Here is a 24,423-nt window from a genome sequence, read left to right as displayed (position 1 = left end):
AGTTATTTCACGAACTCGCAAAATTGACCGTCCGGCCGGTGGGCCCGAACAATCGGTGCATCCCCACCGACTCCCGGAACGGACGAAACCACCGTGAAGAAAACCCTGCCCCTCCTGGCCGCCGCCGCGCTCCTGCTCGCCGGGTGCGCGTCGGCGACGGCGACCGGCACGCCCGGGCAGCCGGAGAAACTCGAACTGCGCTACCAGGGCAGCGCCAACGCCGTGACGCTGCCCGAACTCGCCGAAGACCTGGGCTACTTCGGCCCGGTCAAGCTGAAGTGGGTCGGCAACACGATCAGCGGCCCACAGGACATCCAGTCCGCGGCCACCGACCAGACCGACTTCGGCGGCGCCTTCACCGGCGCGGTCGTCAAGCTCGCCGAAGCCGGCGCGCCGATCAAAGCGGTCGTCAACTACTACGGCTCCGACGACAAGGCGTTCATCGGCTACTACACCAAAGAGGACAGTCCGATCCGGACCGCCCGCGACCTGATCGGCAAGAAGGTCGGCGTCAACACCGCGGGTGCGAACCTCGAGGCCGCGCTCGACACCTGGCTCAAGGGCCAGGGCCTGTCGGACGACGAGATCAAGCAGGTGCAGCTCGTCGTCATCCCGCCGGTGAACGCCGAGCAGGCCCTGCGCAACGGCCAGCTCGACGTCGTCGCGCTGCAGGGGATCCTGCAGGACCACGCCCTCGCCGTGGGCGGCGTCCGGTCGCTCTTCAGCGACGTCAAGGCGTTCGGGCCGTACAACGGCGGGCCGTACGTGCTGCGCACCGACTTCATCAAGAAGTACCCCGAGACCACGAAGATCTTCGTCTCCGCCGTCGCGAAGGCGATCGAGTGGGAGCGCACCACCCCGCGCGAGCAGGTGATCGCCCGCTTCACCAAGATCATCCAGGCCCGCGGGCGCAACGAGAACACCGACACGCTCAAGTACTGGAAGAGCGTCGGCGTCACCCGCGGCGGCCTCATCGCCGACAAGGACTACACGCTCTGGGAGCCGTGGCTCAAGCAGCAGGGCTACATCAAGGGCGACCGGATCGACACCTCGAAGCTCTACACCAACGAGTTCAACCCCTACCGCGACGGCGCCCCGGCGGTGACCAAGTGATCAGCATCCGGGCGGTCACCAAGACCTTCGGCGCGCTCACCGCTCTCGACGAGGTCTCCCTCGACGTCGCCGACGGCACCTTCCTCTCCCTGGTCGGGCCGAGCGGCTCGGGCAAGTCGACGCTGCTCGACCTCCTCGGCGGGCTCACCACCCCGACGTCCGGTGAAGTCCGCATCGACGGCGAACCGGTGCGCGGCCCCGGGCTCGACCGCGGGGTCGTCTTCCAGCAGTACGCGCTGTTCCCGTGGCGCACCGCGCGCGCCAACGTCGAGTTCGGCCTCGAAGGCGGCCCGCTCGGCAAGCGCGAGCGGGCCGAGCGGGCGCGGGAATACCTGTCCCTGGTCGGGCTTTCCGGCTTCGAAGACCGCTACCCGCACGAGCTGTCCGGCGGGATGAAGCAGCGGGTCGCGATCGCCCGCAGCCTCGCCTACGACCCCGCCGTGCTGCTGATGGACGAGCCGTTCGCCGCCCTCGACGCCCAGACCCGCGAGCAGCTGCAGGACGAGCTGCTGCGGATCTGGCGCCGCACCGGCAAGACGATCGTCTTCATCACCCACGGCATCGACGAAGCCGTCTACCTGGGACAGCGGGTGGCCGTGCTGACGTCCCGGCCCGGGCGGCTCAAGGCCGTCGTCGACATCGAGCTCGGCGACCGCTCCGGTGACGTCCGCTCCGACCCGGCGTTCGGGCGGCAGCGGCACCGGCTCTGGGAACTGCTGCACGACGAGGTCCGCAAGGCGGCCGAACACGAACGGAGCGCGGCCGGATGACCACCACCCTCGAGAAGCCGTCCGTCCACATCGGACCGGACCTTCGGTCACCGAAGCCGCGGTGGGTCCGGAAGAAGCTCACGCGCGCGGTGCACGCGTCCGCCGCGGTCGTGCTGTTCGTCCTGCTGTGGGAGCTGGTCCCCCGGTTCGTCCTCGACGAGGGCACCCGCACGTTCCTCCCGCCGCTGTCGGAGGACCTGCAGGCGCTCTGGGAGCTCACCCTGGACGGACAGCTCGCCGACCACCTGCTGGCCAGCATCGGCCGGTCGGCCGCCGGGTTCGCGATCGCCGTCGCGGTCGCGGTGCCGCTGGGGCTGCTGATCGGCTGGTACCGGCCGGTGGCGCGGTTCCTGCAGCCGCTGCTCGAACTGGCCCGCAACACCGCCGCGCTGGCGCTGCTGCCGGTGTTCACGCTGCTGCTGGGCATCGGCGAACTGTCCAAGGTGACCTTGGTCGTCTACGCCTGCGTGTGGCCGGTGCTGCTCAACACGATCGCCGGCGTCAACACCGTCGACCCGCTGCTGGTGAAGGCGGCCCGCTCGCTCGGGCTGTCCAGCCCGCGGCTGTTCCGGAAGGTGATCCTGCCCTCGGCCGTGCCGACCGTCTTCACCGGCATCCGGATGGCGGCGTCCTACTCGATCCTGGTGCTGGTGGCGGCCGAGATGGTCGGCGCGAAGGCCGGGCTCGGCTACCTCATCAACACCAGCCAGGTGAACTTCCAGATCCAGCAGATGTACGCCGGGATCATCGCGGTCTCGGTGCTCGGCGTGCTCGTCAACGCCGGCTTCGTCGGCCTCGAACGGCGGTTCTCGACCTGGCGTCCCAAGGAGAAAGCATGATGCACCTCAACGCGTTCGTGATGCCGAACGGCCACCACGAGGCCGCCTGGCGGCACCCGTCGACCGACCCGCACCGGGCACGGACCCTCCAGCACTACGCCGACATCGCCCGGACCGCCGAACGCGGCAAGCTCGACTCGCTCTTCCTCGCCGACGGCGTCGCGTTGTGGGGCAACGTCAAGCACAACTCCCACAGCCACTTCGAGCCTTTGACGCTGCTGTCGGCCCTCGCGGCGAGCACAGTCCACATCGGACTCATCGCGACGGCGTCGACGACCTACAACGAGCCCTACCACCTGGCGCGCAAGTTCGCCTCGCTCGACCACCTCTCCGGTGGCCGGGCGGGCTGGAACATCGTCACTTCGGCCGGCGTCGACGAAGCCCGGAACTTCAACCTGGCCAAGCGGCCGGCCCACTCGGCGCGCTACGAGCGGGCCGAGGAGTTCATCGAGGTCGTCAAGAAGCTGTGGGACAGCTGGGACGACGACGCCGCGCTCGTCGACCGCGAGACCGGCGTCTACGCCGACACCGACCGGATCCGGGCCATCGCGCACGACGGCGAGCACTTCCAGGTCCGCGGGCCGCTCAACATCGAACGCCCGGTCCAGGGCCACCCGCTGCTCGTGCAGGCCGGCTCGTCGGAGACCGGCAAGGAGTACGCGGCCCGGCACGCCGAAGCCGTCTTCACCGCGCAGCAGACCTTCGCCGAGGGCAAGGCGTTCTACGACGACGTCAAGGGCCGGCTCGCCAAGTACGGCCGGACACCGGACGAGATCAAGATCCTGCCCGGCATCTCCCCCGTTCTCGGCCGCACCGAGGCCGAAGCCCGCGAACGCGAAGCCGAACTGAACGCGCTGATCACGCCGGACTACGGGCTGCGGCAGCTGTCGAAGATGCTCGACCACGACGTCACCGGGTACCCGCTCGACGGTCCGCTGCCGGACGTCGGCAGCTTCACCGAGGGCGGCCAGAGCCGGTTCGAGCTGGTCGTCGGCCTGGCCCGGCGCGAGGACCTCACCATCCGGCAGCTCCTCGAACGGCTGGCGGGCGGGCGCGGGCACCGCGTCTTCGCCGGGACGCCGGTCCAGGTCGCCGACGAGCTGGAGGCCTGGTTCACCGGCGGCGCCGCCGACGGCTTCAACGTCATGCCTCCCACCCTGCCCGGTGGGCTCGACGACTTCGTCGACCTCGTCGTCCCGGAGCTGCAGCGGCGCGGCCTCTTCCGCACCGAGTACTCCGGCACCACCTTGCGCGAGCACTACGGCCTCGCGCGGCCCGTCAACCGCAACCGAGTGAAGGAGCCCGCATGACCGCGATCAGCACCGACGTCCGCAAGATCACCGGGAACATCGGCGCCGAGATCATCGGCCTCGACCCGGCCGGGGAGCTCGACGCGTCCCAGGTCGCGTTCCTCGCCGACGCCCTGCACGAGCACAAGGCGCTGGTGTTCCGCAACACCGAGCTCGACGACGAGGGCCAGCAGCGGTTCGCCGCGCGCTTCGGCGAGCTGACCAAGGCGCACCCGACCGTGCCCGCCGTCGACGGTGCCCCGGCGATCCTGCCGGTGGACAGCGAGCGCGGCCGGGCCAACCACTGGCACACCGACGTCACGTTCGTGCTCAACCCGCCCAAGGCCAGCACGCTGCGCAGCCTGGTGGTGCCGCCCTACGGCGGGGAGACGCTGATCGCCAACGCGGCCGCGGCCTACCGGGACCTGCCGGAGCCGCTGCGGGCGTTCGCCGACACGCTGCGGGCGGTGCACACCAACGACTACGACTACGTCCAGCCGCCGGAGACGGTGGACGAGCAGGAGCAGGCGCGCCGGGCCCAGTTCGTCTCGCGCAAGTACCGGACGGTGCACCCGGTGGTGCGGGTGCACCCGGCGACCGGCGAGCGCGGCCTGTTCATCGGCGGGTTCGCGCAGCGCATCGAGGGCCTGTCGGTCGCCGAGTCGCGGGACCTGCTGCGGCTGCTGCAGTCCTACGTGACGCGGCCGGAGAACGTGGTGCGCGTGGCGTGGGAGCCGAACCAGCTGGTGCTGTTCGACAACCGGATCACCCAGCACTACGCGATCGACAACTACGACGGCCTCCCCCGGCGCCTCAACCGCGTCACGGTGGCCGGCGACGTCCCGGTGGGCGTCGACGGGCGGGCCAGCGAATCGCTCGAGGGTGACGCGTCGCACTACACCTCCGTCGCCTAGTTATTCCCGTCCGGGCCCGGGTACCCGGGCCCGGACGGGAAGGAGTGCGTGGTGGTCAGTGTGCAGGCGAAGGTCAGGATGGGGTTGCTGCGGGCGTCGGGCCAGAAACGGTTCTACGACAACGCGTCGGCGCTGCACCACCGGCTGCCCCGGCACCAGAAGCCGTCGATGGCCCGGCCGCCGCGGCGAGTCGAGCGGCGGTGCGAGGTGGAACGGCACGAGGTACACGGCTTCCCCTGCTTCACCTTCCGGCCGCGCGGCGGCGCTTCGAGCGACCTGCACGTCCTGCACCTGCACGGCGGCGGGTACGTCGAGCAGGTCGAGAAGCACCAATGGAAGTACGCCGCCGACCTGGTGGCACGGCTCGGCTGCGCGGTGACCCTGCCGGTGTACCCGCTGGTGCCGCACCACGACCACACCGCGACGATCCCGATGGTCCAGGCCGCCTACGACGGGATCGAGGCCGAGCGCGTCGTGGTTTCCGGCGACTCCGCGGGCGGCGCGCTGGCACTGGCGATCGCGCAGAACCTGCGGGCCGACGGCCGGCCGCAGCCCGAACGGCTGATCCTGTACTCGCCGTGGCTGGACGTCCTGCTGGAGGACCCGGTGTCGGAACTGCTCGACGAGACCGACCCGATGCTCGGCATCGCCGGGCTGCGCGAAGCGGGCCGGATGTACGCCGAGGGCACGGATCCGCGCGACCCGCTGGTCAGCCCGGTCCACGCCGACCCGGCCGGGCTGGCGCCGATCACGCTGTTCATCGGGACGCGGGACGTGCTGCTGCCGGACTGCCGCCGGTTCCGCGCCCGCGCGCGGGAAGCCGGGACCGAGGTCGACTACCGCGAGTACGGCGGGATGTTCCACAACTGGCTCATGCAGGCGATCCCGGAAGGCGTCGAGGCGATGAACCACGTCGAGCGGCTCCTGCGCCGCCCGCCGGTCAGTGGCCGTTCCGCTCCAGGTCCCGGAAGCAGTCCCACACCCGGCTGACCAGCGCCGGGTGCGTGCGCAGGTCGATCGCCGTCCGGGCCAGCGCCGCCGCCGAGGCCAGCATCGCCGACCGGCCGCGCGGGCTCGCCGCCGCCGCCGCGAACTCCGCCGTGTGGTCGGAGTACTCCTCCGCCGTGATCGCCACGAACGGGTGGATCGCCGGGACCCGGACGCTCACGTCGCCGATGTCCGACGACCCCAGGAACACCCCCGGCGCCGGTGGGGTCGCGTGGATCCCGCACGCCGCCAGGTGCTCGGTGAACCGCTCCGACAGCACCGGGTTGTCGCGGAAGTGCGCGTAACCGCGGCCGAGGCGTTCGACGTCGACCTTCGCCCCCGTCGCCAGGGCCGCGCCTTGGGCGCACGTCGCGACGTCCTCGGCCAGCCGGTCCAGCGCGTCGGTCGTCAGCGCGCGGAGGCCGAAGCGGCCTTCGGCACGGTCGGGGACGATGTTCGTGGCGTCGCCGCCGTGGGTGATGATGCCCTGGACGTGCGAACCCGCCGGGAGCCGCTGGCGCAGGGCCGACACCGCGCCGAACGCCTGGATCAACGCGGCCAGGGCGTCGATGCCGGCCTCCGGGTCGCCGGTCGGGTGGGCCGCGCGGCCGTGGAAGGTCACCTTGAGCTCGACCTGCGCGGTCAGCGGGGCCCACGACCACGAGTGCACGCCGGGGTGGACCATCAGGGCCGCGTCGACGTCGTCGAAGACGCCCGCCTCGGCCAGCGCCACCTTGCCCCCGCCGCGCTCCTCGGCCGGGCAGCCCACCGCGAGCAGCGATCCCGGGCCGTCCGCCAGCACCTCGCGCGCCGCCAGCGCGGCCCCGAGCCCGGCCGCGGCGATCAGGTTGTGCCCGCACGCGTGGCCGAGCCCCGGCAGCGCGTCGTACTCCAGCAGCAGCGCCACGCACGGCCGCCCGCTCCCGGCCCGCGCGACGAACGCCGTGGGCAGGCCGGCGACGCCGGTCTCCACGGCGAACCCGTCCGCGGCCAGCTCCCCGGTCAGCCGCTCGGCGGCCGCGTGCTCCTCATAGGACAGTTCCGGCCGCTCGTGCAGTGCCGTCGCGACCGCCCACAGCCGGTCGGCCAGCGACCCGATCCGCTCGTCGGCCCGCTCGTGCAGCTCTTCGTGCCACTCCATGCCCACGGGAATACCCCTACCACGCACGGTCACACCAGTGGGGGTGTTTCACCCGGCCGGCTTCCGGCTACCCGCGCGGAATGGACCACAGCAAGGCACCGGTGCTCGAAGCGCTTCGCGACTACCACCGCATCGGGTACGTCCCGTTCAACGCGCCCGGCCACAAGCAGGGCCGGGGCATCGACCCGCGGGTCCTCGACGTCGTCGGCGCCGACGTGTTCAAGTCCGACGTCATCGCGCTCAACGGCCTCGACGACCGGCTGATGCGCCAGGGCGTCCTGGCCGAGGCCCAGCGGCTGATGGCCGACGCGGTCGGCGCCGAACACACGTTCTTCTCGACCTGTGGCAGCTCGTTGTCGGTGAAGAGCGCGATGCTCGCGGTCGCCGGCCCGCACGAGAAGCTGCTGGTGCCGCGGCACGTCCACAAGTCGGTCATCTCCGGCCTGATCGTCAGCGGCGTGCGACCCGTGTGGGTACGGCCGCACTGGGACGCCGACCTGAAGATGACCCACCCGCCGGGCGTCGAGGAGTTCGCGGAGGCCTACGAGCGCGACTCCGACGTCAAGGGCGCGCTGATGGTGACCCCGACCGACTACGGCACGTGCGGTGACATCCGCGCGGTCGCCGACTGGTGCCACGGGCACGGGATCCCGCTGATCGTGGACGAGGCGTGGGGCGCGCACCTGCCCTTCCACGACGGCCTGCCGCCGTGGGGCATGGACGCGGGCGCCGACGTGTGCGTCACGAGCGTGCACAAGATGGGTGCCGCGGTCGAGCAGAGCTCGGTGTTCCACCTGCAGGGCGACCGGGTCGACCCCGCCGTGCTGAAGGCGCGCGAGGACCTGCTCGGCACGACCAGCCCCAGTTCACTGGTCTACGCGGCCCTCGACGGGTGGCGGCGGCAGATGGCCGAGCAAGGAGAGCAGTTGCTCGACGGGGCGCTGCGGCTGGTGACGTCGGTGCGCGGCCGGCTGGGCGAGCTGGGGTTCACCGTGCTGCACGACGAGTTCCTCGGCCCGGACCTCGCGGACTCCGTCGACCCGCTCAAGGTCGTGCTCGACCTGGACCCGCTGGGCATCAGCGGCTACCAGGCGGCCGACTGGCTGCGCGAGCACCGGCACGTCACCGTCGGCCTGTCGGACCACCGCCGGACGGTGGCCCAGTTCACCCATTCCGACGACGAGGGCACGGCGGCCACGCTGGTCGACGCACTCGGTGCGTTGCTGAAGGCCGCGCCGTCGTTCGAGAAGCCGCCGAAGGTCGAGATCCCGCCTCCGCACGAGTTCGAGCTGGAGACGGCGATGCTGCCGCGTGACGCGTTCTTCGGCCGGACCGAGCAGGTGCCGGTGGGCGAGGCCGCGGGCCGGATCGCGGCGGAGATGATCACGCCGTACCCGCCGGGAGCGCCGGGGGTGCTGCCGGGCGAGGTGATCACCGAGCCGATCCTGGACTACCTGCGCAGCGGGTTGGAGGCGGGCATGGAACTGCCCGACCCGGCCGACTCCGAGCTGGCGTCGGTCCGGGTCGTGGCGCGCGGCTAAGCCTTGGCGCTCTTGAGTTCCAACGGGTTCTTGGGCGCGTCGCCGCGGGCGTCGAGCATCCGCTGCCCCAGCTCCTGCAGCCGCTTGCGGCCCATCGCCGAGCGAACCTCCGGGAACCACTCGTCTTCTTCCTCTTCGACGTGGTGGCGGACGTTCTCGGTCAGCACCGTCACCTTCGCGTCGAAGGTCTCGTCCTTCGGGTCCATGCCGACCAGCTCGGACAGCATCCACACGACGACGTGGTGCTCCTCCACGCTTTCCAGGACGTGGTCCTTCGTCTCCGGCACGGCTTCGCGCGCGGCCGGGTAGAAGATCTCCTCCTCGATGTACGCGTGGACGGTCAGCTCTTCGATGATCGAGTCGGCGAGCCGCCGCTTCTCGGCGTACGCCTCCTCACCCGCTTTCTCGAACTCCTTGAACAGCTTCTCCACGGTCTTGTGGTCGTTCTTGAGCAGCACGATCGCGTCGGTCGACATCGGTGTCCTCACGGTGCGGCCAGGTCCCGCAGCGGGACCTGGGCGTTCTGCAGTTCCTTCGTCATCAGCAGGGCCACGGTCCGGGCGTGGGTCAGTGCCCGGCCGACGGCGCCCACCGCGTCCCACGTCGCCGCGACGGCGTCGCCGCCGCCGTGGCCGGTCACCCGGCCGGACAGCAGGCCCTCCTCCAACCGGCCCTGCAGGGCCGGCAGCAGGTGGGTCAGGTCGTCCGCGAGCAGCCGCAGGGCGCCCAGCACGCGGTACATCTCGGCGGGTGAGTCGAGCTCGCCGTCGCCGACGCAGCGGGCCAGCCGGCGCACGGTGGCTCCGGCGTCGGCGGCCAGCAGTGACGGCGTGGGAGCGTCCATGAGCGCCCGGTTACCCGCTCCCCGCCCGGGAAAACGCCGTTTGCGCAGGCATCCGCCCGGGTATTCCCCCGGCTCCCCGACCCGCAGGAGAAACCCCGGTGAACCCAGACGTGCTGACCTTCGGCATCGAAGAGGAATTCTTCGTCGTCGACCGGCGTGGTCACCTTTCGCAAGCCGGCGACGACGTCGTCGACGCCGCGGAAGCCGCCGAGGACGTCCAAGGCGAGCTGCAACACGAACTGAACCTGTCGCAGGCCGAAGCCGCCACCGACGTGTGCAGTACGCACGCCGAGGCCCTGCGCCAGCTGAGCGGCCTGCGCGAAGACCTGGCCAACGCGGCCCGGGCGCGCGGCTACCGGCTGCTGCCCGCCGGCGCGCCCCCGCTGGCCGAAACCGAGCCGCCGCGGATCACGCCGAACCCGCGCTACCAGCGGATGGCCGAGCACTTCGGGGCCACCGCGTGGACTTCGCTCACCTGCGGCTGCCACGTGCACGTCGCGATCCCCGACAAGGCGCGCGGGATCGACGTGCTCAACCACGTCCGGCCGTGGCTGCCCGCGCTGCTGACGATCACCGCGAACTCGGCGATCGTCGACGGCTACGACACCGGTTACGCCAGCTGGCGCTACCACCAGTGGAGCCGGTGGCCCTCGGCCGGGCCGCCGCCGCGGTTCGCCTCCCTCGACGAGTACGAGAGCATCGTCGACGGCTGGCTGCGCAGCGGCGCGATCCTGGACCGCGCGATGATCTACTGGGACGTCCGGCTCTCGGAGAAGCAGCCGACGCTGGAGTTCCGCATCTCCGACGTCGCCGCGACGCCGGCGGAAACGGTGCTGCTGGGGGTGCTGGCCCGCGGGCTCGTCGCGACCGCGCTGGCGGAAGACGGGCCGGCGCCGGAGCTGTCGAACGAGGTGCTGCGCGGCCGGCTCTGGCGGGCCTCGAAAGAAGGCGTGACCGGCACGTGCCCGCACCCCCGGACGGGCGACCTGGAGCCGGTGAAGGCGGTGCTCGACGACCTGATCACGGTGACCACCCCCGCGCTGGCGGCGGCGGGCGACCTGGACTTCGCGCGCGAGGGCGTGGCCCGGCTGGTGGCCGAGGGCGGCGGCGCCGACCGGCAGCGGCGGGCCTTCGCGGAGAAGAACCGGGCGGAAGCGGTCGTCGACCTGCTGACCGGTGGGGGCTAGGACTTCGGGAGCGGGTCGGCGCCCAGCCGGCCCAGCAGGTCCAGCGCGCGCCCCACGGCACGGGACCGGCCGGCGTCCACCACGAGGTGCACCCCGGCGTCGTCGGCCAGCAGGTGTGCCCGCTGGAGCGCCCGGATGCCGGCCGTGCCGAGGAAGGAGACTTCGCCGAGGTCGACCCGGAGGGCGGCGGGCCGCGCGAGAACGTGCGCGACCAGGGTTTCTTCCAGGTCCGGCGCCGTGCACGCGTCGATGTCGCCCGCCACCTCGACGACGATCGCGTCGGCGCTCTTCCACCGGACCTCGCTGTGCAGGTCGGCGGGAGCACGCGGAGAGGGCAGCTGGTGGGCCGGAGAGGCGGTCCTGGCCTCTCCGCGCCGGGAATCGGTCGTCATGGGAAGTGAGGTACCCCTCGCACGTCGACGGCCAAACAACGGCCGGGCCCAGGCGCATTTCCGGCCGCCGAACGGGTAACCGCCGCCGAGCGCCCGCGCGGAAGGAGCCCGCCCATGTCCGACGGCCCGCCCACGATGGGCGTCGAAGAGGAGTTCCTGCTGGTCAACCCCCGCACCGGGCACGCGTCGCCGGGCGCGGAGCCGGTGCTGGCGCGGTACCGCCACCACGGCCCGCTGCCGGACGGCGTCCGGGTGCACCGCGAGTTGCGGCTCACCCAGATCGAGGCCGCCAGCGGCGTCTGCACCACCGCCGGCGAGCTGCGTGACCAGCTGACGGCCGCCCGGCGGGTGCTCGCCGGCGCGGCCGCCGCCGAAGACTGCGCGCTGCTGGCCACCGGGACGCCGGTGGGGCCCGGACCGGCCACGCCGCCGCCCGCGGCCACCGGCCGCTACGCCGACATCGACGCCGCCTACGGCGCGCTGGTCGCCGACTACGAAGCCTGCGGCTGCCACGTCCACGTCGGGGTCGCCGATCCCGACACCGCGGTCGCGGTCGTCAACCACCTCGGCCGCTGGCTGCCCACCCTGCTCGCGCTGTCGGCCAACGCGCCGTTCGACCACGGCCGGGACACCGGCTACCACAGCTGGCGGATGGTCCTGCAGTCCCGCTTCCCCGGCTCCGGCGTCGCACCGCACCTGCGCGACCACACCGAATACCGGCAGGCGGTCGACACGCTCGTCGACTGCGGCGCGCTCGTCGACCCGGACCAGACGTTCTGGCTGGCGCGGGTCTCCGGTCGCTTCCCGACCGTGGAGTTCCGCGTCGCCGACACCGCGCTGACCGTCGACCACGCCGTGCTGCAGGCCCTGCTGAGCCGGGCGCTCGTGCGGCGGGCCCTGGCCGACCTCGCCGCCGGGCGCGAAGCCGCCCCGCTGTCCCCGCAGGTCGCCGCGGCGGCGGTCTGGGCCGCGGCGCGCCACGGGCTCGCCGGCCCGCTGGTCGACCCGCTCGAAGGGACGCGCCACCCGGCGTGGTCGCGGGTCGAAGCGCTGCTGGACCACGTCCGCACGGCGCTCGAGGACAGCGGGGACCTGGCGGAGGTCCAGGCGCTCGTCGCGGCGCTGCGCGCCGACGGAACCGGTTCGGTGCAGCAGCGCGCGGTCGCCGGGCGCGGGACGGCGGAGGCGGTGCGGTGGCTCACCGCGCGGACCGTGCCGGCCGGGCATGGAACGCGGCTGACCGGGTAAACCCCGGCCATGACGACCTTCACCGCCGCTGCCACCCTGCCGGCGTCCCGCGGTCCGCTTTCGGAGACCGTCCTGCAGACGTTGCTGCGGGCACAGCCGCGTGCGGACCTGGGTTTCGACGGCCTCGCGGACGCCGACCCGCTCGGCGACGACCTCCAGCTCGCGCTGCACCTGTGCTACGAGCTGCACTACCAGGGCCTGCCGGGTGTCTCGCCCGACTGGGAGTGGGACCCGGAGCTGCTGCGGCTGCGCGGGGCGCTGGAGGCGCGGTTCCTGGCCGCGCTGCGGGAAAACGTGCCGGGCGGCGAGGACGTCACCGCCGAGCTCGACGCCCTGCTCGTCGAACCCCTGGACGCCGAAGGGGTGTCGCACTTCCTGCGCGACCACGGCGGCTGGGACCAGATGCGGGAGTACTTCACGCACCGCTCGATCTACCACCACAAGGAAGCGGACCCGCACGCCTGGGTGATCCCGCGGCTGCGCGGCCGGGCCAAGGCGGCGCTGGTGGCGGTGGAGTTCGACGAGTTCGGCGGTGGTCGCGCGGAGCTCGCGCACGCCCGCCTGTACGCGGACCTGCTGCGCGCGGCGGGCCTGCCGGACGGGTACCTCGAGCTGATCGACCGGGTGCCGGGCACGATGCTCGCCGTGGTCAACATGATGTCGATGTTCGGCCTGCACCGGTCGCTGCGGGGCGCGCTGTGCGGCCACTTCGCGGCGGCGGAGATCACCACGGCGCCGTCCGCGACGCGGCTGGACCAGGCGTTGCGACGGCTCGACGCGCCCGAAGCGTGCCGGTTCTTCTTCACCGAGCACATCGAGGCGGACGCCGTCCACGAGCAGGTGATGCGCCACGACGTGCTCGGCGACCTGCTCGAGCAGGAGCCCGGGCTGGCCGCCGACGTCGTGTTCGGGATCCAGGCGACGGAGTTCCTCGAAGGCCGGTTCGGTGCCCGGCTGCTGGAGAGCTGGCGCGCCGGGCGGTCTTCGCTGCGTCAGCCGTCGGCGGGCTGAGCCCGGACGCGTTTGCGGTGGCTCGTGTCGCAGAAGGGGAACCGCTTGCTCCGGCGGCACGCGCACACCGCGACGACGAACCGGTCGGACGTGACGACCTCGCCGTCCGGGGTGCACAGCTCGACCGGTCCTTCGACGAGGACCGGTCCACCCGGGACGACGGTGACGCGGCGGGGACGGTCAGCGTTCGGCACGCAGCACCACCAGTTCCTCCATCCGCTGCCCCGGCTCGATCAGGCCGGCGGCCTCCAGGAACTCCGTCCGTCCGGAGAGGACCGGACCGAACGGGATGCGGGCGCGCCGGACCACCTCGGCACTCAGCCCCTGAGCGCTGAGCATCCTCAGCGACTTGTCCACATCGGACAGTGCGGAGTGGACGATCAGCATCGTCCCGCCGGGTCGCAGGAGCGTGCGCGCCCGGGCGCAGAGCGGGTCGAGGACGGCGCGGCCGTCGGGGCCCGCGTCCCAGCCGCGGGTCGAGCGGACCGTCGCGGCCGGGGCGGGCACGTACGGCGGGTTCGCGACGACGACGTCGAACGGCCCCTCCCCCAGCGCCGTCGTGAGGTCGCCGCGGCGGGGCCGGATCCGCAGGCCCCGGGTGAGGGCGTTGAGGCGGACCGACGCGAGCGCGCGGCGGGAAAGGTCCAGCGCCAGCACGGTTTCCGCGCCGCGACGCGCGAGCGTGAGCGCCTGGGCGCCGGTGCCCGTGCAGAGGTCGAGGGCCCGCGCGCCGGGCGGGATCGCGAGGTCGCCGATCGCCGCGGCGAGCAGCGCTGTGTCCTCCTGGGGGCGGTAGACGCCCGGGAGCCGCAGCAGCCGCGGGACGGGCCGGAGAACGACGGGCCGGGCGGCCAAGGGGCCCGGGCGGACGGGTTCCGCCGACGTGGTCATCTCGGTCTCCTTCACTCGCCGCGGCCCGGCGCACTCGCCGGCGGACAACCGCGTCGACCCCGGCTACCCGGCGAAGATCGGCGCAAACGGATCAGCAACGGGTGGTTGAACGGCGGGCCGCGGGGTAACCGCATCCGAAAGAAACCCAGGAGGAGGATCCGAAATGACGTCGCAAGACCGCACTCAGCACCCGACCGATCCGGCCGAGGGCGAAGACCCGCACGGCGACACCCCCGAGGCCCAGCGGGAAACCCTGCGCGGCGAGCAGGGCACGTCGAGCGGCGACGAGCACGACGACAGCGACCCGCAGTCCGGCTGACCCGGCAACTGCGCGGATTTCTCCCCGCCACTCCGGCCGGAACCAGCTACGTCGCCGGCGTGGTCTCCTCCATCATCAGCAGCGCGCCCTGGCTCTCGCCGTTCGCGCTCCGCAGCGCGCTGCAACGCAAGTGCACCACCGTCGCCCGGCCGCGGCGGTTGATCGCCTCCAGCGTGACCTCGGTGTGGAAGGTGGCGTCCGCGAGCGCGTCGCGGACCGCCGGCCGCAGCTCCGTCAGCGGGAGCCCGATGTCCAGGTTGAGCAGGTGCGTGCCCTCGGCTTCCTCGCGGCGCACGCCCCACAGGTCCTCGGCGCCGCGGTTCCACGCCTTGACCCGCATCTCGCGGTCGACCACCACGATGCCCGCCTGGACCGAGGTCAGCACCGACTCGAAGAACTCGTTGACCTCGTCGAGGTCGAGGCTGCGCTCACGCAGGGCGTCGTTGATCGTCTGGAGCTCGTCGTTGGTCGACTGGAGTTCTTCGTTCATCGTCTCCAGCTCTTCGTTGGTGGACTGGAGCTCTTCGTTCGTGGTCTCCAGTTCCTCCACTGTGGACTGGAGCTCCTCGTTGGTCGTCTCCAGCTCTTCGTTCGTCGACTGCAGTTCTTCGTAGGCCGACTCCAGCTGGCGGTTCGTGTGCTCCAGCTCGGTGAGCAGCTGCCGCGCCCAGCTGACGTCGTGGAACACCACCGACACGCCGAGGAGCTTCTTCTCCTTGCCCACCAGCGGGTTGACGTGCACCTCGTACCAGACGACCTCGCCGGCCCGGCGCCACTCGACGTCCTTGATCCGCAGTGACCGCCGCTCCAGCCGCGCCTGCTCGACGTATGCGCGCAGCGCCACCGGGCGGTAGGAGACGTCGAGGTCGCGCAGGGGCCGGCCGATGTCGCGTTCGGACAGTCCGAACGCGACCTCCGCCTGCGCGTTGACGAGCGCGGTGACCTCGTCCTCGGTCACCACGATCTGCGCCACCGGGCTCGCCGAGAAGGCGTGTTCGCGCAGCTCGTCCAGCCCGGAGATGTCGCGGGTCCGGCGCTGCGGGAAGCCCGTCGAGACGAAGTGGTTGTAGCTGACCGGGGCGTTGACGGCCTTGCGGAAAACGCGGCGCTTGAGGTCGAGGGGTTCGAAGATCCGGGCGTGCGAAAGCAGCATCTCGGCCTTGCCGAGGAACAGCATGCCCTTGGGCGCCAGCGCGAAGTGGAACCGCTCGAGGATCTTCGTCTGCGTCTCGGCGTTGAAGTACATCAGCGTGTTGCGGCAGACCAGGAGGTCGATGCGCGAGATCGGCGCGTCCTGCACCAGGTCGTTGCGGCCGAAGATCACCGAGCGGCGCAGGTCCTTGCGGAAGCAGTACCGGCTGCCTTGCAGCTCGAAGTACTGCTCGAGCTGCTCCTCGGTCAGGCCCTCGACCTCGGCGGGCGTGTAGGCCGCGTGCCGCGCCTGCGCCAGCGCCTCTTCGTCGACGTCGGTGGCGTAGATCTTGACCCGCTGGCGGAACGCGTCGATGCCGATGGTGTCGGCGAACAGCATGGCGAGGCTGTAGGCCTCCTGGCCGCCCGCACAGCCGGCGCTCCACACCCGGATCGGTTCCTCCGGGCTGCGCTCGGCCAGCAGCCCGGGCAGCACGTGCTCACGCAGGTAGTTCCAGGCGTCGGGGTCGCGGAAGAACCCGGTGACGTTGATCAGGATCGTGTTGAACAACGACACGAACTCCTCGGCGTTCACCTGGAGCTGGTCGATGTAGTCGGTGTAGCTGTCGGTGCCGATCTGGCTCATCCGCCGGCGGACCCGCCGCATCAGGCTGCTCCGCTTGTACCCGGTGAAGTCGAAGCCCCGCGACTCCTTCAGGTAGGCGAGCACCGACTCGAATTCGCCGTTCGGCTCCTTGGGCTCGGTCACGGTCCGACACGCTACCCGCCGCGGCGGTCACCGGACGGAGCGGCACGCCCGGGGAGGACCGCCCAGACGACCTTGCCGCCGGACCACGACCGGTTGCAGCCCCAGACCTTCGCGACCTGGGCGACCATCCGCAGGCCGAGGCCCGGTTCGAGGGCACCGAGCCGCTCGAGCAGGATCGCCTGCTTCTGATCGTCGTCGCTCACCGCGACGCTCAGCAGGCCACGCCGCAGCTCCAGCCGCACCCGTGGGGTGGAGCCGGTGTGCTGGATGACGTTCTCGACGAACTCCGTCACCACCAGCAGGGCGTCGTCGGCCAGCTCCGGCACGGTCCACTCGATACAGACACGGCGGACGAAATCACGGGCGAGCGCCGACGAGTTCGCCGACCGGGTCAGCAGCTGCACTGCGCGACGGCGCGGCGGCACCAGCAGCCGGTCCTCGGCGGTTTCGCGGTCGCCGAGCACCGGCACGAACCGGTCGACCGTCCGGTCGGAGAACATCGTCCGGTGCTCGGCCCGGCCGGTGACGACGCTGAAGGGGATGCCCGGCCAGTCCCCGATCCGCATGGCGACCAGCGAGAACACGGTCACCAGCGCCGGGTCGTGGATGGTCAGCCCGTCGATGTCCGCGATGAGCCCGTCGGGGGACTCCGCGGCGATCTTGAGCAGCCCGTCGCGCAGCTGGGGATAGGACTCGATGTCGAGGACCCCCGTGACCAGCGCGGTCGTCGCGCTCGCGCGGTAGCTCGGCTCGAGGTGGACCCGGCCGGCCGCCGCGCTCACGGCCCGGCCTCCTCCCGGCCGTCCGTCGACAGCGACAGCAGGAACTTGCGCAGCGTCTCCGCGGCCGTGGTGCATTCCTTCGCCGTGACGGCGTACCGGTCGGCGAGCAGGCCGTGGTGGCGGTGCTTCGACTCCTTGTGCAGGCGCTCCGCCAGCCCGGCCTTCTCGTCGAGCGAACGCAGTGCCGTCCACAACGCCCGCTGGAACTCGGTGTCGTGGGCGCCCAGCAGGGCTTCGGCCGACCACGCGTGCCCGATCCGGCACCGGTACTGCCCGGCCCGGTCGACCTCGAGCAGGGTGCCCTGGCAGTCCGGGCAGGTGTAGCCGGACGGCGGCAGCTCGGCGCCGGGCAGCACGGCGCCCAGCCGCACGCCGTCGCGGGCGATCCGGTCCTCGAGCAGCAGCGCGGGCGACGGCGTCGGCTCGGCGGACTGGTCCAGCGGGACCCGGGTCAGCTTGTCCAGCGCCGCGCCGAGCTCGCTCGCGGGCAGGACGAACTCCGCGTCGACCGCGGCCAGCGCGCTCTCCGGCATGCCCGAGTAGATCGCGTCCGCCGGGTCCTGCACGACGGCAAGGCCGCCGCATTCGACGATCGCGCGCAGCCCCGCGGCACCGTCGTCGAGGGTGCCCGACAAGATGACGCCGATCGTGCGCGGCCCGGCCGTCACCGCCGCCGAGCGGAACGTGGCGTTGATGGCCGGGCGGTGCCCGTTCTCCGTCGGGCCCTGGGTGAGGATCACCGAACCGTCGTCGGTGAGCAGGTGCCGGTCGGGCGGTGCCACGTAGATCACGCCCGGCCGCAGTGGCGCGCCGTGGGTGGCCGGCAGGGCCGGGAGCGGGCCGGCCCGGTCGAGGATCTGGGGCAGCGCGCTGCGCGCACCCGGCGACAGGTGCATGCACACCAGCAGCGTGGCGGGAAAGTCGGCGGGCAGCGAGCGCACCAACGCGCGCAGCGCCTCCACCCCGCCGGCCGACGCCCCGGCGACCACGACGTCCCGCCGGACTGCGGGCACGGTGACCACCTCCTCGCGAACCACGGTAGACCTCACCCCGGTCCCCGGGTAGCCCACCCGGTGCTCGTCGAAACCCGGCCGTCACCCTTCGTCGAACTCGAACCGCAGGGCGTCCACGCACGCCTGGTACTTCTGCGTCATCTCGTGCTCGGTGTGCGCCGCCACGAACAGCTGAGCCAGCTCGAAGCTGTAGCTGTCCTGCTCCGGCAGCTCCGAAAGCCGCTGCCCGGCCGCCGGCACGATCTCGATCTGCGTGCCGTCGATCCGGTCTTCGATCGCCGCGATCTCTTCCCGGCTCGGCACGCGCGTGACGACGCCGTCTTCGAAGCGGCGCAGGTACCACTTCCCCGCGATCTGGTACTTGCCCTTGCTGGGCCGGCGGCCGGGATCCTGGCCGAGGCCCAGGCGCACCATGATCTCGTGGTTGGCGACGCCGTCGACGAACTCGAACAGCTCGGCGTGCGACTGCGAGTGCCGCGGGTTGATCTCCAGCAGGGCGACCTGGCCGGATTCGGGGTCGCAGAAGAACTCGATGCTGAAGGTGCCGTTGTCGTAGCCGATCTGCCGCATCACCCGCTCGGCCACGTCGCGCATCCGCTGCACGGGCTCCTCCCCCAGCTGGGACGGGTACTGGTGGCGCAGGAACGACGAGCTCTCCGGGTAGTTGATCGAGTCGAGGGCGCCGTAGACGACGACCTCGCCGTGGTAGACGTAGCCCTCCACGGCCGCCTGGACGCCGTGCAGGGCTTCTTCGGCCAGGCAGGCGGCTCCGCCGACCTGGGCGATCTCCGGCGGCAGCTGCACTTGGTCGAGCACGTACCCGAACGGCTCGCCCACGCGGCCGACGCCGGCGCGGATCTCGGCGACGGCGTCGGCGAACTCGGCCTCGTCGCCGGCTTTGAAGGCGAGTTCGGAGGAGAACGACTTGACCGGCTTGAGCCACATCGGGAAGCCGACCCCGCGCGGCGGGGCCGGGTGCTCGTCGTCGAGGTCGACGACGCCGAAGTTCGGCAGCTCGTCGATCACCTTCCGCTGCTCCAGCCGGCTCCAGTACTTGTGTTCGCACTTCAGCACCGCCTCCAGCGAGAGGCTGGGGAGACCGTAGCGGGCGCACAGGATCGGGACGAGCGTCGCCGCCGGGAAGTCCCAGTAGGTGACGATCGCGCCGACGTCGCCGTCGAAGGCGTCGAGCTGGTGCTGCGCGGTCTTCAGCAGCGCTTCGAAGTCGATGTCGCCGTGCTGCAGTTCCTCGGGGGTCAGCAAACCGTGGAACTCGTAGGCGCCGGCCCACGGCAGTCTCCGCAGAACGCGCTCGTTCTCCTCGTCCAGTCCCACTACGAAGATGTTGGTACTCATGACGTTGGGCCTACCCGGCACCCCTGGGCCGAAACGGTCCGGACGGCCGAGTTTCGGGCCGCCGGGAACGGGCACCCCGCGCGCATGACCGCTCTGCCCGAACCGCTTTCCCTGTGGGTCGAGACCGCTCCCGCGCCGGACCGCACCGGCGTGCCGGTCCCGGAGTCGGCCGACGTCGCGGTGCTGGGCGCGGGCATCGCCGGGCTCACCACCGCCCTCCTGCTCGCCCGCGGCGGCCGCTCGGTCGTCGTGCTGGAAGCGGACCGGGTCGCCGCCGGGGTGTCCGGCCACACCACCGCGAAGGTCAGTGCCCAGCACGGCGCCAAGTACGCGGACCTGGCCTCCAGGCACGGCGAGAAAGCGGCGCAGACCTACGCCAAGACGCAGACCGCGGCCCTCGAGTGGATCGCCGCCACCGCGGCCGACCTCGGCATCGACTGCGGCTTCACCCGCGCGGACAGCTACGTGTACACGACGCGGGAGAAGACCGTCGACTCGCTCAAGCACGAGGCGGAAGCCGCCGCCGCGGCGGGCCTGTCCGCGTCGTTCACCACGGACGTCGCTCTCGACGTGCCCGCGCTCGGCGCCGTCCGGACGACCGGGCAGGCGCACTTCCACCCGCGCCGCTGGCTGCTGGGGCTGGCCGCCGAAGTCGAGCGCGCGGGCGGCACGGTCGTCGAGAACGCCCGGGCGACCGCGCTGAACGGGCAGACCGTCCGCACCTCGCGCGGCGACGTCGCGGCCGGCGAGGTCGTCGTCGCCACCCACTACCCCGTCCTCGACCGCGGCCTGTACTTCGCCCGGCTCGAGCCGATCCGCGACCTCGTCGTGGCGGGTCCGGCGGCCGGGAACGCGGCACCGCAGGGCATGTTCCTCGACGCGGACACGCACCACTCCGTGCGCGGGTACACCGAGGCCGGCACGCCGATGGTGATCGCCGGCGGCGAGCACTACCGCGTCGGGGCGCACGTGCACGTCGAGCGCCGGTACGGGCGGCTCGCGGACTGGGCGGACGCGCACGCGGGCCTGCACCGGGTCACCCACCGCTGGTCCGCGCACGACCTGTCCACTGTGGACCTGTTGCCGTACGTCGGCCGGTACCTGCCGGGGACGAAGAACCTGTGGGTGGCCACCGGGTTCGGCCAGTGGGGCATGACCGGCGGCACCGCCGCGGGGCACGTGCTCGCCGCGCGGATCCTCGATGAGCCGCACCCGGCCGCGGACCTGTTCGACCCCAACCGCTTCGACGCCCGCTCGGTGCTCGGGGTGGCCGAGGACAACCTGACCGTCGCGAAGTACCTGATCGGCGACCACGTGGCGGCGCTGTGGCGGTCGGAGAAGCTCGACGACCTCGCGCCGGGTGACGCCGAGGTCGTCCGCGTCGGCGGCGAGCTCGTCGCGGCGCACCGCGACGAAGCCGGGCAGCTGCACACGGTCGGCGCGCACTGCACGCACCTGGGCTGCCTGGTCTCGTTCAACGACGCGGAGAAGACCTGGGACTGCCCCTGCCACGGCTCGCGGTTCGGCGTGGACGGCGAAGTCGTGCAGGGGCCCGCGGTCCGCCCGCTGCGGCGTGGACCCACCTGAGCGGTTTGCCCGAGCTGGAGGACGCTGGCCCTCTCCCGCCGGGCGCGTGGCCGGCCCGGTCCCGTGAAGACGCCGGTCAGCCGGACGCCAGCTTCTTGCCTGCGTCGTAGAGCAGGTGCAGCGCGTCGGCGACGCCCACGGCCGTCAGGACCGTCGCCGCCAGGCGGGTCGGCCGGGGTGCGATGACCAGGCCCGCCGCCAGCCCGGTGCCGACCCACACGTTCAGGCAGAACGGGCACGTCAGCAGCTCGCCGAGCGCGTGCTCGACGTGGCCTTTCGCGGGCACGGACTCGTTCAGCTCGTCGTCGCCGGCCGGCTCTTCGTAGCGCGTGAACGGCGCGCGCAGCGGGCTGGTCACGGCATCCTTGGCCAGCAGGCGGCTGGCCTTGAACGTCGCCGTGCCCAGCAGCACGGTGTCGCCGGCGCCGAACCGGCTGGGCAGCCGCTTGCCGAGGACGCGGCCCACCGCGGTCAGCCCGCCGACGAGGGTGCCGTAGGCGCCCATCACCCCGAGGTACCCGGCCAGCGGGCGGTCGGCGTCGCCGGCGTAGCCGCGCTGCACCCGCTTCGCCTTCTCCTTGACCACGCTCATTCCTCCGCCGATCCGGGCTTCATCATCTTGCCCTGCTGCTTCGCCTTGGCCTGGTCCGGCAGCACGCGGGAAGCGGCCGCCTGGACCTTGTTCTTCGCCGCGCCGGGCACGATCTTGTCCTCGCCGTTCATGAGGGCTTCGTAGCCGGCCTCGGCGATCTCGGCGGGCGAGTCCTTGTCCCCGGCGGCGATCTTCGTGTCTTCCATGTCCGCGCGTTCGAAGAACTCGGTGTCGACCGGGCCGGGCAGCATCGCCGTCACGGTGACGCCCTTGTCCTTCACTTCGGCCCGCAGGCCTTCGGAGAACGACGTCAGGAACGCTTTCGACGCGGCGTAGACCGCCTGGTAGGGCGCCGGGGACGTGCCGGCGATCGAGGAGGTGAACAGCACCCGCCCGTGACCGCGGCCGACCATGCCGGGCACGACCCGCTTGGTGAGGTGCACGGCCGAGCGCACGTTGAGGTCCACGACGGTCAGCTGGTCTTCCAGGAGGGTGTCGCCGGCGAACTCGCCGTTGATGCCGACCCCGGCGTTGACGGCCAGCGCCTCGACCGGGCGGCCGTCGAGGTGCCGGACGAGCTCCTCGACCCCGTCGGCGGCGGCCAGGTCGGTCCGGACCGCCTCGACCCGGGCGCCGCAGGCGCGGACCTGGTCGGCGGCCGCGGCCAGTTCCCCGTCTTCGGCGGCGAGCACGAGGTCGAAGTCGTGCCGGGCGAACTGCTTCGCCAGCTCGAGCCCGATCCCGCTGGAGGCGCCGGTGACGACGGCCAGTGGCTTGGTGGCGGTGCTCATGCGAGGCACTCCCTTCCGGTTGGCTCCCCCCGGCGTACCCGGCCCGCCGCCGGGCAATCATGGTTTCCCGGTTCGCCGGGCGGGTATTTCGCGGCGATGGGACGCACCAGACTCCGCCGCAGCGACCTGCGCGGCCCCGGCATCCGGCGGATCCGCCGCGGCCGGGGCTTCTCCTACGCCATGCCCGATGGCTCGCCGGTCGCCGACCCGGAGCTGCTCGACCGGATCAAGGGCCTGGTCATCCCGCCCGCCTGGCGGAACGTGTGGATCTGCCCCTACCCCAACGGGCACGTCCAGGCCGTCGGCACCGACGACGCCGGGCGGCGGCAGTACCTCTACCACGAGCAGTGGCGCCGGGACCGCGACGAGGAGAAGCACGACCGCGTGCTGGCGATGGCGCGCCGGCTGCCGTCGTGGCGGGCGTCGGTCGAGGACGACCTCGCCGGGTCCGGCCTCACCCGGAAGCGGGTGCTCGCGGCGGCGCTGCGGATGCTCGACCGGGGGATCTTCCGCACCGGCGGCGAGGAGTACGCGGAGGAGAACGGCACCCACGGCGTCGCGACGCTCCTGCGTTCCCACGCGTCGGTCCGCGGCGACGAATGCCGGTTCTGCTACGTCGCCAAAGGCGGTCTCGACCGCGAAGTGGCGATCCGGGACGCCGCGCTGGCGTCGGTGGTGAAGTCGCTGCTGCGCAGCAAGTCCGGCAGCGACCGGCTGCTCGTCTACCGCGAGGGCCGCACCTGGCACGAGGTGCACGCGGCCGACATCAACGAGCGGTTCAAGGAGCTGGCCGGCGACGACTGCACGGCGAAGGACCTGCGGACGTGGAACGCGACGGTGCTGGCCGCGGCCGCGTTCGCCGCGGCCGAGGCGCCGGCGTCGAAGGCCGCGGCCAAGCGCGCGGAGTCCGGGGTGATGAAGGAGGTCTCGAAGGCGCTCGGCAACACGCCGGCGGTGTGCCGTTCGTCCTATGTGGACCCGCGACTGGTGGAGGCCTACCGCGACGAGCGCACGATCTCGGCGGCGGCGAAGCGGGCCGCGCGCCTCGAGGGCGACGACGCGCGAGCGGTGCTGGAGAAGGCGTGCGCGCGGTTGCTCAGCCGCGCGTGATTGAAGATCACCCGGACGGGGAAGACCTCCCCAGTCGAGTGACAGGAGACACGGTGAGTGAACTGCGATCCACCCGTCCGTGTACTGGCCCGCGGACGCGGTCTTCCGGGAACCTGGGACCGATGAACCCCGACGCTTCCCCCGTGCGCTGGCGCGCGTCGATCGGCCTGACGGTCGGCGGCGACGGCCCGGTGTCGAGCATCGTCGAGTCCGAGCACGGCAGCGAGGGATCGGCGCGCGAGTGGGTCGAGCGGAAACTGCCGCGGACGAGGTTCCCGGCGTGGATTCCGGCGGCCCGGCGAGCCGACGGCGTCGAGTTGTTCGGCCAGGTGGCCCGCGGACGGGTCGTGACCGGACGGCTGGTGCCCACCTGGGAGTCCGAGGGGACGGCTGTTTGGCACGCCGATCCGGCTGGGGACCAGGTTCGGTGGCGCCGGTGTGCCGCGGAGCCCGCGGAAAGCTGAGACTCTCGGTGGCTGGTTGTGCGGAGAGCCCGCCGGTTGCCAGCTGGCGGGGCCGGAAGGGCCAGTTGCGCGAAGAGCCCGCCGGTTGCCGGGTGGCGAAACCAGAAGGGCCCGTTGCACGGAGAGCCGCCGGTAGCCGGCTAGCGGGGCCGGAAGGGCCGGTTGCGCGAAGAGCCGCCGGTAGCCAGCTGGCGGGGCAGGAAGGGCCGGTTGCGGCGGCAAGGAACTTTGCCGCGCGAGTCGACTGGCCCCAGCGGCTCGCCCAAAGGTCTTGAATGAGTCATTCAAGACTTCCCAAGACCTGAATGACTCATTCAAGACCTCCGAAGCCCTGGGCTTGAT

General features: G+C 72.1%; 26 protein-coding genes. 14 read left to right on the top strand and 12 right to left on the bottom strand.

Translation table 11 applies throughout. The features are described from left to right. The first annotated feature begins 93 nt into the window (after positions 1–93). From ACERZO_RS11855 to ACERZO_RS11830, 6 genes are read left to right on the top strand one after another with little or no spacing between them, the layout of a single operon-like run. Positions 94–1,113 (top strand): ABC transporter substrate-binding protein, encoded by a 1,020-nt coding sequence (locus ACERZO_RS11855; protein ID WP_372664647.1) that lies wholly within the window; start codon positions 94–96, stop codon positions 1,111–1,113. Next, a complete protein-coding gene (locus tag ACERZO_RS11850; protein ID WP_372664646.1) occupies positions 1,110–1,883 on the top strand; it encodes an ABC transporter ATP-binding protein in 774 nt (257 codons plus the stop codon). The genes ACERZO_RS11855 and ACERZO_RS11850 overlap by 4 nt, the downstream gene beginning before the upstream one ends. Then, positions 1,880–2,722, top strand: coding sequence for an ABC transporter permease (locus tag ACERZO_RS11845; RefSeq protein WP_372664645.1), 843 nt, complete (start codon positions 1,880–1,882; stop codon positions 2,720–2,722). Before ACERZO_RS11850 ends, ACERZO_RS11845 begins: the two co-directional genes overlap by 4 nt. Next, positions 2,719–4,032: an LLM class flavin-dependent oxidoreductase gene (locus ACERZO_RS11840; protein ID WP_372664644.1), complete on the top strand. Its 1,314-nt coding sequence runs from the start codon at positions 2,719–2,721 to the stop codon at positions 4,030–4,032. The genes ACERZO_RS11845 and ACERZO_RS11840 overlap by 4 nt, the downstream gene beginning before the upstream one ends. Beyond that, positions 4,029–4,925 (top strand): TauD/TfdA dioxygenase family protein, encoded by an 897-nt coding sequence (locus ACERZO_RS11835; protein ID WP_372664643.1) that lies wholly within the window; start codon positions 4,029–4,031, stop codon positions 4,923–4,925. The genes ACERZO_RS11840 and ACERZO_RS11835 overlap by 4 nt, the downstream gene beginning before the upstream one ends. A gap of 51 nt (positions 4,926–4,976) precedes the next feature. After that, on the top strand, positions 4,977–5,915 hold the full coding sequence (locus tag ACERZO_RS11830) for an alpha/beta hydrolase (protein ID WP_372664642.1): 939 nt from the start codon (positions 4,977–4,979) through the stop codon (positions 5,913–5,915). On the opposite strand, the gene ACERZO_RS11825 is transcribed toward ACERZO_RS11830, so the two are convergent. After that, positions 5,866–7,053, bottom strand: a complete 1,188-nt coding sequence (locus ACERZO_RS11825) for an amidohydrolase (RefSeq protein WP_372664641.1) — start codon at positions 7,051–7,053, stop codon at positions 5,866–5,868. The two genes, ACERZO_RS11830 and ACERZO_RS11825, sit on opposite strands and share 50 nt — an antisense overlap. 80 nt (positions 7,054–7,133) lie before the next feature. On the opposite strand from ACERZO_RS11825, the gene ACERZO_RS11820 reads away from it, so the two are divergent. Further along, positions 7,134–8,594 (top strand): aminotransferase class I/II-fold pyridoxal phosphate-dependent enzyme, encoded by a 1,461-nt coding sequence (locus ACERZO_RS11820; RefSeq protein ID WP_372664640.1) that lies wholly within the window; start codon positions 7,134–7,136, stop codon positions 8,592–8,594. On the opposite strand, the gene ACERZO_RS11815 is transcribed toward ACERZO_RS11820, so the two are convergent. Together ACERZO_RS11815 and ACERZO_RS11810 are read right to left on the bottom strand one after the other, a co-directional pair. Continuing rightward, on the bottom strand, positions 8,591–9,070 hold the full coding sequence (locus ACERZO_RS11815; protein ID WP_372664639.1) for a hemerythrin domain-containing protein: 480 nt from the start codon (positions 9,068–9,070) through the stop codon (positions 8,591–8,593). The genes ACERZO_RS11820 and ACERZO_RS11815 overlap by 4 nt on opposite strands. Positions 9,071–9,078: 8 nt before the next feature. Then, positions 9,079–9,438: a hypothetical protein gene (locus tag ACERZO_RS11810; RefSeq protein ID WP_372664638.1), complete on the bottom strand. Its 360-nt coding sequence runs from the start codon at positions 9,436–9,438 to the stop codon at positions 9,079–9,081. A 98-nt stretch (positions 9,439–9,536) separates the two neighbouring features. On the opposite strand from ACERZO_RS11810, the gene ACERZO_RS11805 reads away from it, so the two are divergent. Beyond that, positions 9,537–10,625, top strand: a complete 1,089-nt coding sequence (locus ACERZO_RS11805; RefSeq protein ID WP_372664637.1) for a carboxylate-amine ligase — start codon at positions 9,537–9,539, stop codon at positions 10,623–10,625. Here ACERZO_RS11805 and ACERZO_RS11800 read toward each other — a convergent pair. Next, positions 10,622–11,017 (bottom strand): STAS domain-containing protein, encoded by a 396-nt coding sequence (locus ACERZO_RS11800; protein ID WP_372664636.1) that lies wholly within the window; start codon positions 11,015–11,017, stop codon positions 10,622–10,624. The two genes, ACERZO_RS11805 and ACERZO_RS11800, sit on opposite strands and share 4 nt — an antisense overlap. A gap of 114 nt (positions 11,018–11,131) precedes the next feature. Between ACERZO_RS11800 and ACERZO_RS11795 the strand changes: the two genes are divergently transcribed. Further along, positions 11,132–12,265 carry a carboxylate-amine ligase gene (locus ACERZO_RS11795; protein WP_372664635.1) on the top strand — a complete coding sequence of 378 codons (1,134 nt, stop codon included), beginning with the start codon at positions 11,132–11,134 and terminating at the stop codon, positions 12,263–12,265. Between the two features lie 9 nt (positions 12,266–12,274). After that, positions 12,275–13,276 carry an iron-containing redox enzyme family protein gene (locus tag ACERZO_RS11790; protein ID WP_372664634.1) on the top strand — a complete coding sequence of 334 codons (1,002 nt, stop codon included), beginning with the start codon at positions 12,275–12,277 and terminating at the stop codon, positions 13,274–13,276. Here the strand turns inward: ACERZO_RS11790 and ACERZO_RS11785 are convergent. Both ACERZO_RS11785 and ACERZO_RS11780 read right to left on the bottom strand, forming a co-directional pair. Further along, a complete protein-coding gene (locus tag ACERZO_RS11785; RefSeq protein ID WP_372664633.1) occupies positions 13,258–13,470 on the bottom strand; it encodes a CDGSH iron-sulfur domain-containing protein in 213 nt (70 codons plus the stop codon). The genes ACERZO_RS11790 and ACERZO_RS11785 overlap by 19 nt on opposite strands. Next, positions 13,457–14,167 (bottom strand): methyltransferase, encoded by a 711-nt coding sequence (locus ACERZO_RS11780; RefSeq protein ID WP_372664632.1) that lies wholly within the window; start codon positions 14,165–14,167, stop codon positions 13,457–13,459. The genes ACERZO_RS11785 and ACERZO_RS11780 overlap by 14 nt, the downstream gene beginning before the upstream one ends. Positions 14,168–14,330: 163 nt before the next feature. On the opposite strand from ACERZO_RS11780, the gene ACERZO_RS11775 reads away from it, so the two are divergent. Beyond that, positions 14,331–14,486, top strand: coding sequence for a hypothetical protein (locus ACERZO_RS11775; protein WP_372664631.1), 156 nt, complete (start codon positions 14,331–14,333; stop codon positions 14,484–14,486). A gap of 46 nt (positions 14,487–14,532) precedes the next feature. Here the strand turns inward: ACERZO_RS11775 and ACERZO_RS11770 are convergent, their stop codons facing one another. From ACERZO_RS11770 to ACERZO_RS11755, 4 genes are all read right to left on the bottom strand, one after another. Further along, positions 14,533–16,386, bottom strand: coding sequence for a CheR family methyltransferase (locus ACERZO_RS11770; protein ID WP_372664630.1), 1,854 nt, complete (start codon positions 16,384–16,386; stop codon positions 14,533–14,535). Between the two features lie 11 nt (positions 16,387–16,397). Continuing rightward, a complete protein-coding gene (locus ACERZO_RS11765) occupies positions 16,398–17,168 on the bottom strand; it encodes an ATP-binding protein (protein ID WP_372664629.1) in 771 nt (256 codons plus the stop codon). Further along, positions 17,165–18,181, bottom strand: coding sequence for a chemotaxis protein CheB (locus ACERZO_RS11760; RefSeq protein ID WP_372664628.1), 1,017 nt, complete (start codon positions 18,179–18,181; stop codon positions 17,165–17,167). Before ACERZO_RS11760 ends, ACERZO_RS11765 begins: the two co-directional genes overlap by 4 nt. Before the next feature lie 81 nt (positions 18,182–18,262). Continuing rightward, on the bottom strand, positions 18,263–19,537 hold the full coding sequence (locus ACERZO_RS11755; RefSeq protein ID WP_372664627.1) for an ATP-grasp domain-containing protein: 1,275 nt from the start codon (positions 19,535–19,537) through the stop codon (positions 18,263–18,265). A gap of 84 nt (positions 19,538–19,621) precedes the next feature. On the opposite strand from ACERZO_RS11755, the gene ACERZO_RS11750 reads away from it, so the two are divergent. Continuing rightward, a complete protein-coding gene (locus ACERZO_RS11750; protein ID WP_372664626.1) occupies positions 19,622–21,124 on the top strand; it encodes an FAD-dependent oxidoreductase in 1,503 nt (500 codons plus the stop codon). Between the two features lie 76 nt (positions 21,125–21,200). Here the strand turns inward: ACERZO_RS11750 and ACERZO_RS11745 are convergent, their stop codons facing one another. Together ACERZO_RS11745 and ACERZO_RS11740 are read right to left on the bottom strand one after the other, a co-directional pair. After that, a complete protein-coding gene (locus tag ACERZO_RS11745) occupies positions 21,201–21,716 on the bottom strand; it encodes a DUF1360 domain-containing protein (RefSeq protein ID WP_372664625.1) in 516 nt (171 codons plus the stop codon). Beyond that, positions 21,713–22,507 carry an SDR family NAD(P)-dependent oxidoreductase gene (locus ACERZO_RS11740; RefSeq protein WP_372664624.1) on the bottom strand — a complete coding sequence of 265 codons (795 nt, stop codon included), beginning with the start codon at positions 22,505–22,507 and terminating at the stop codon, positions 21,713–21,715. Before ACERZO_RS11740 ends, ACERZO_RS11745 begins: the two co-directional genes overlap by 4 nt. A 96-nt stretch (positions 22,508–22,603) precedes the next feature. Here ACERZO_RS11740 and ACERZO_RS11735 point away from each other — a divergent pair, with 96 nt between their 5' ends. Together ACERZO_RS11735 and ACERZO_RS11730 are read left to right on the top strand one after the other, a co-directional pair. Continuing rightward, positions 22,604–23,617, top strand: coding sequence for a DNA topoisomerase IB (locus ACERZO_RS11735; RefSeq protein ID WP_372664623.1), 1,014 nt, complete (start codon positions 22,604–22,606; stop codon positions 23,615–23,617). Between the two features lie 122 nt (positions 23,618–23,739). Beyond that, the gene (locus ACERZO_RS11730) at positions 23,740–24,081 is read left to right on the top strand and encodes a hypothetical protein (protein ID WP_372664622.1); all 342 of its coding nucleotides are present in this window, start codon (positions 23,740–23,742) and stop codon (positions 24,079–24,081) included. The last annotated feature ends 342 nt before the right edge of the window (positions 24,082–24,423 follow it).

It is taken from the genome of Amycolatopsis kentuckyensis (assembly GCF_041679295.1).
Taxonomy (GTDB): domain Bacteria; phylum Actinomycetota; class Actinomycetes; order Mycobacteriales; family Pseudonocardiaceae; genus Amycolatopsis; species Amycolatopsis kentuckyensis_A.
The sequence above is the reverse complement of the archived record's forward strand: the minus strand, read 5'-3'. Positions and strand labels throughout refer to the sequence as shown.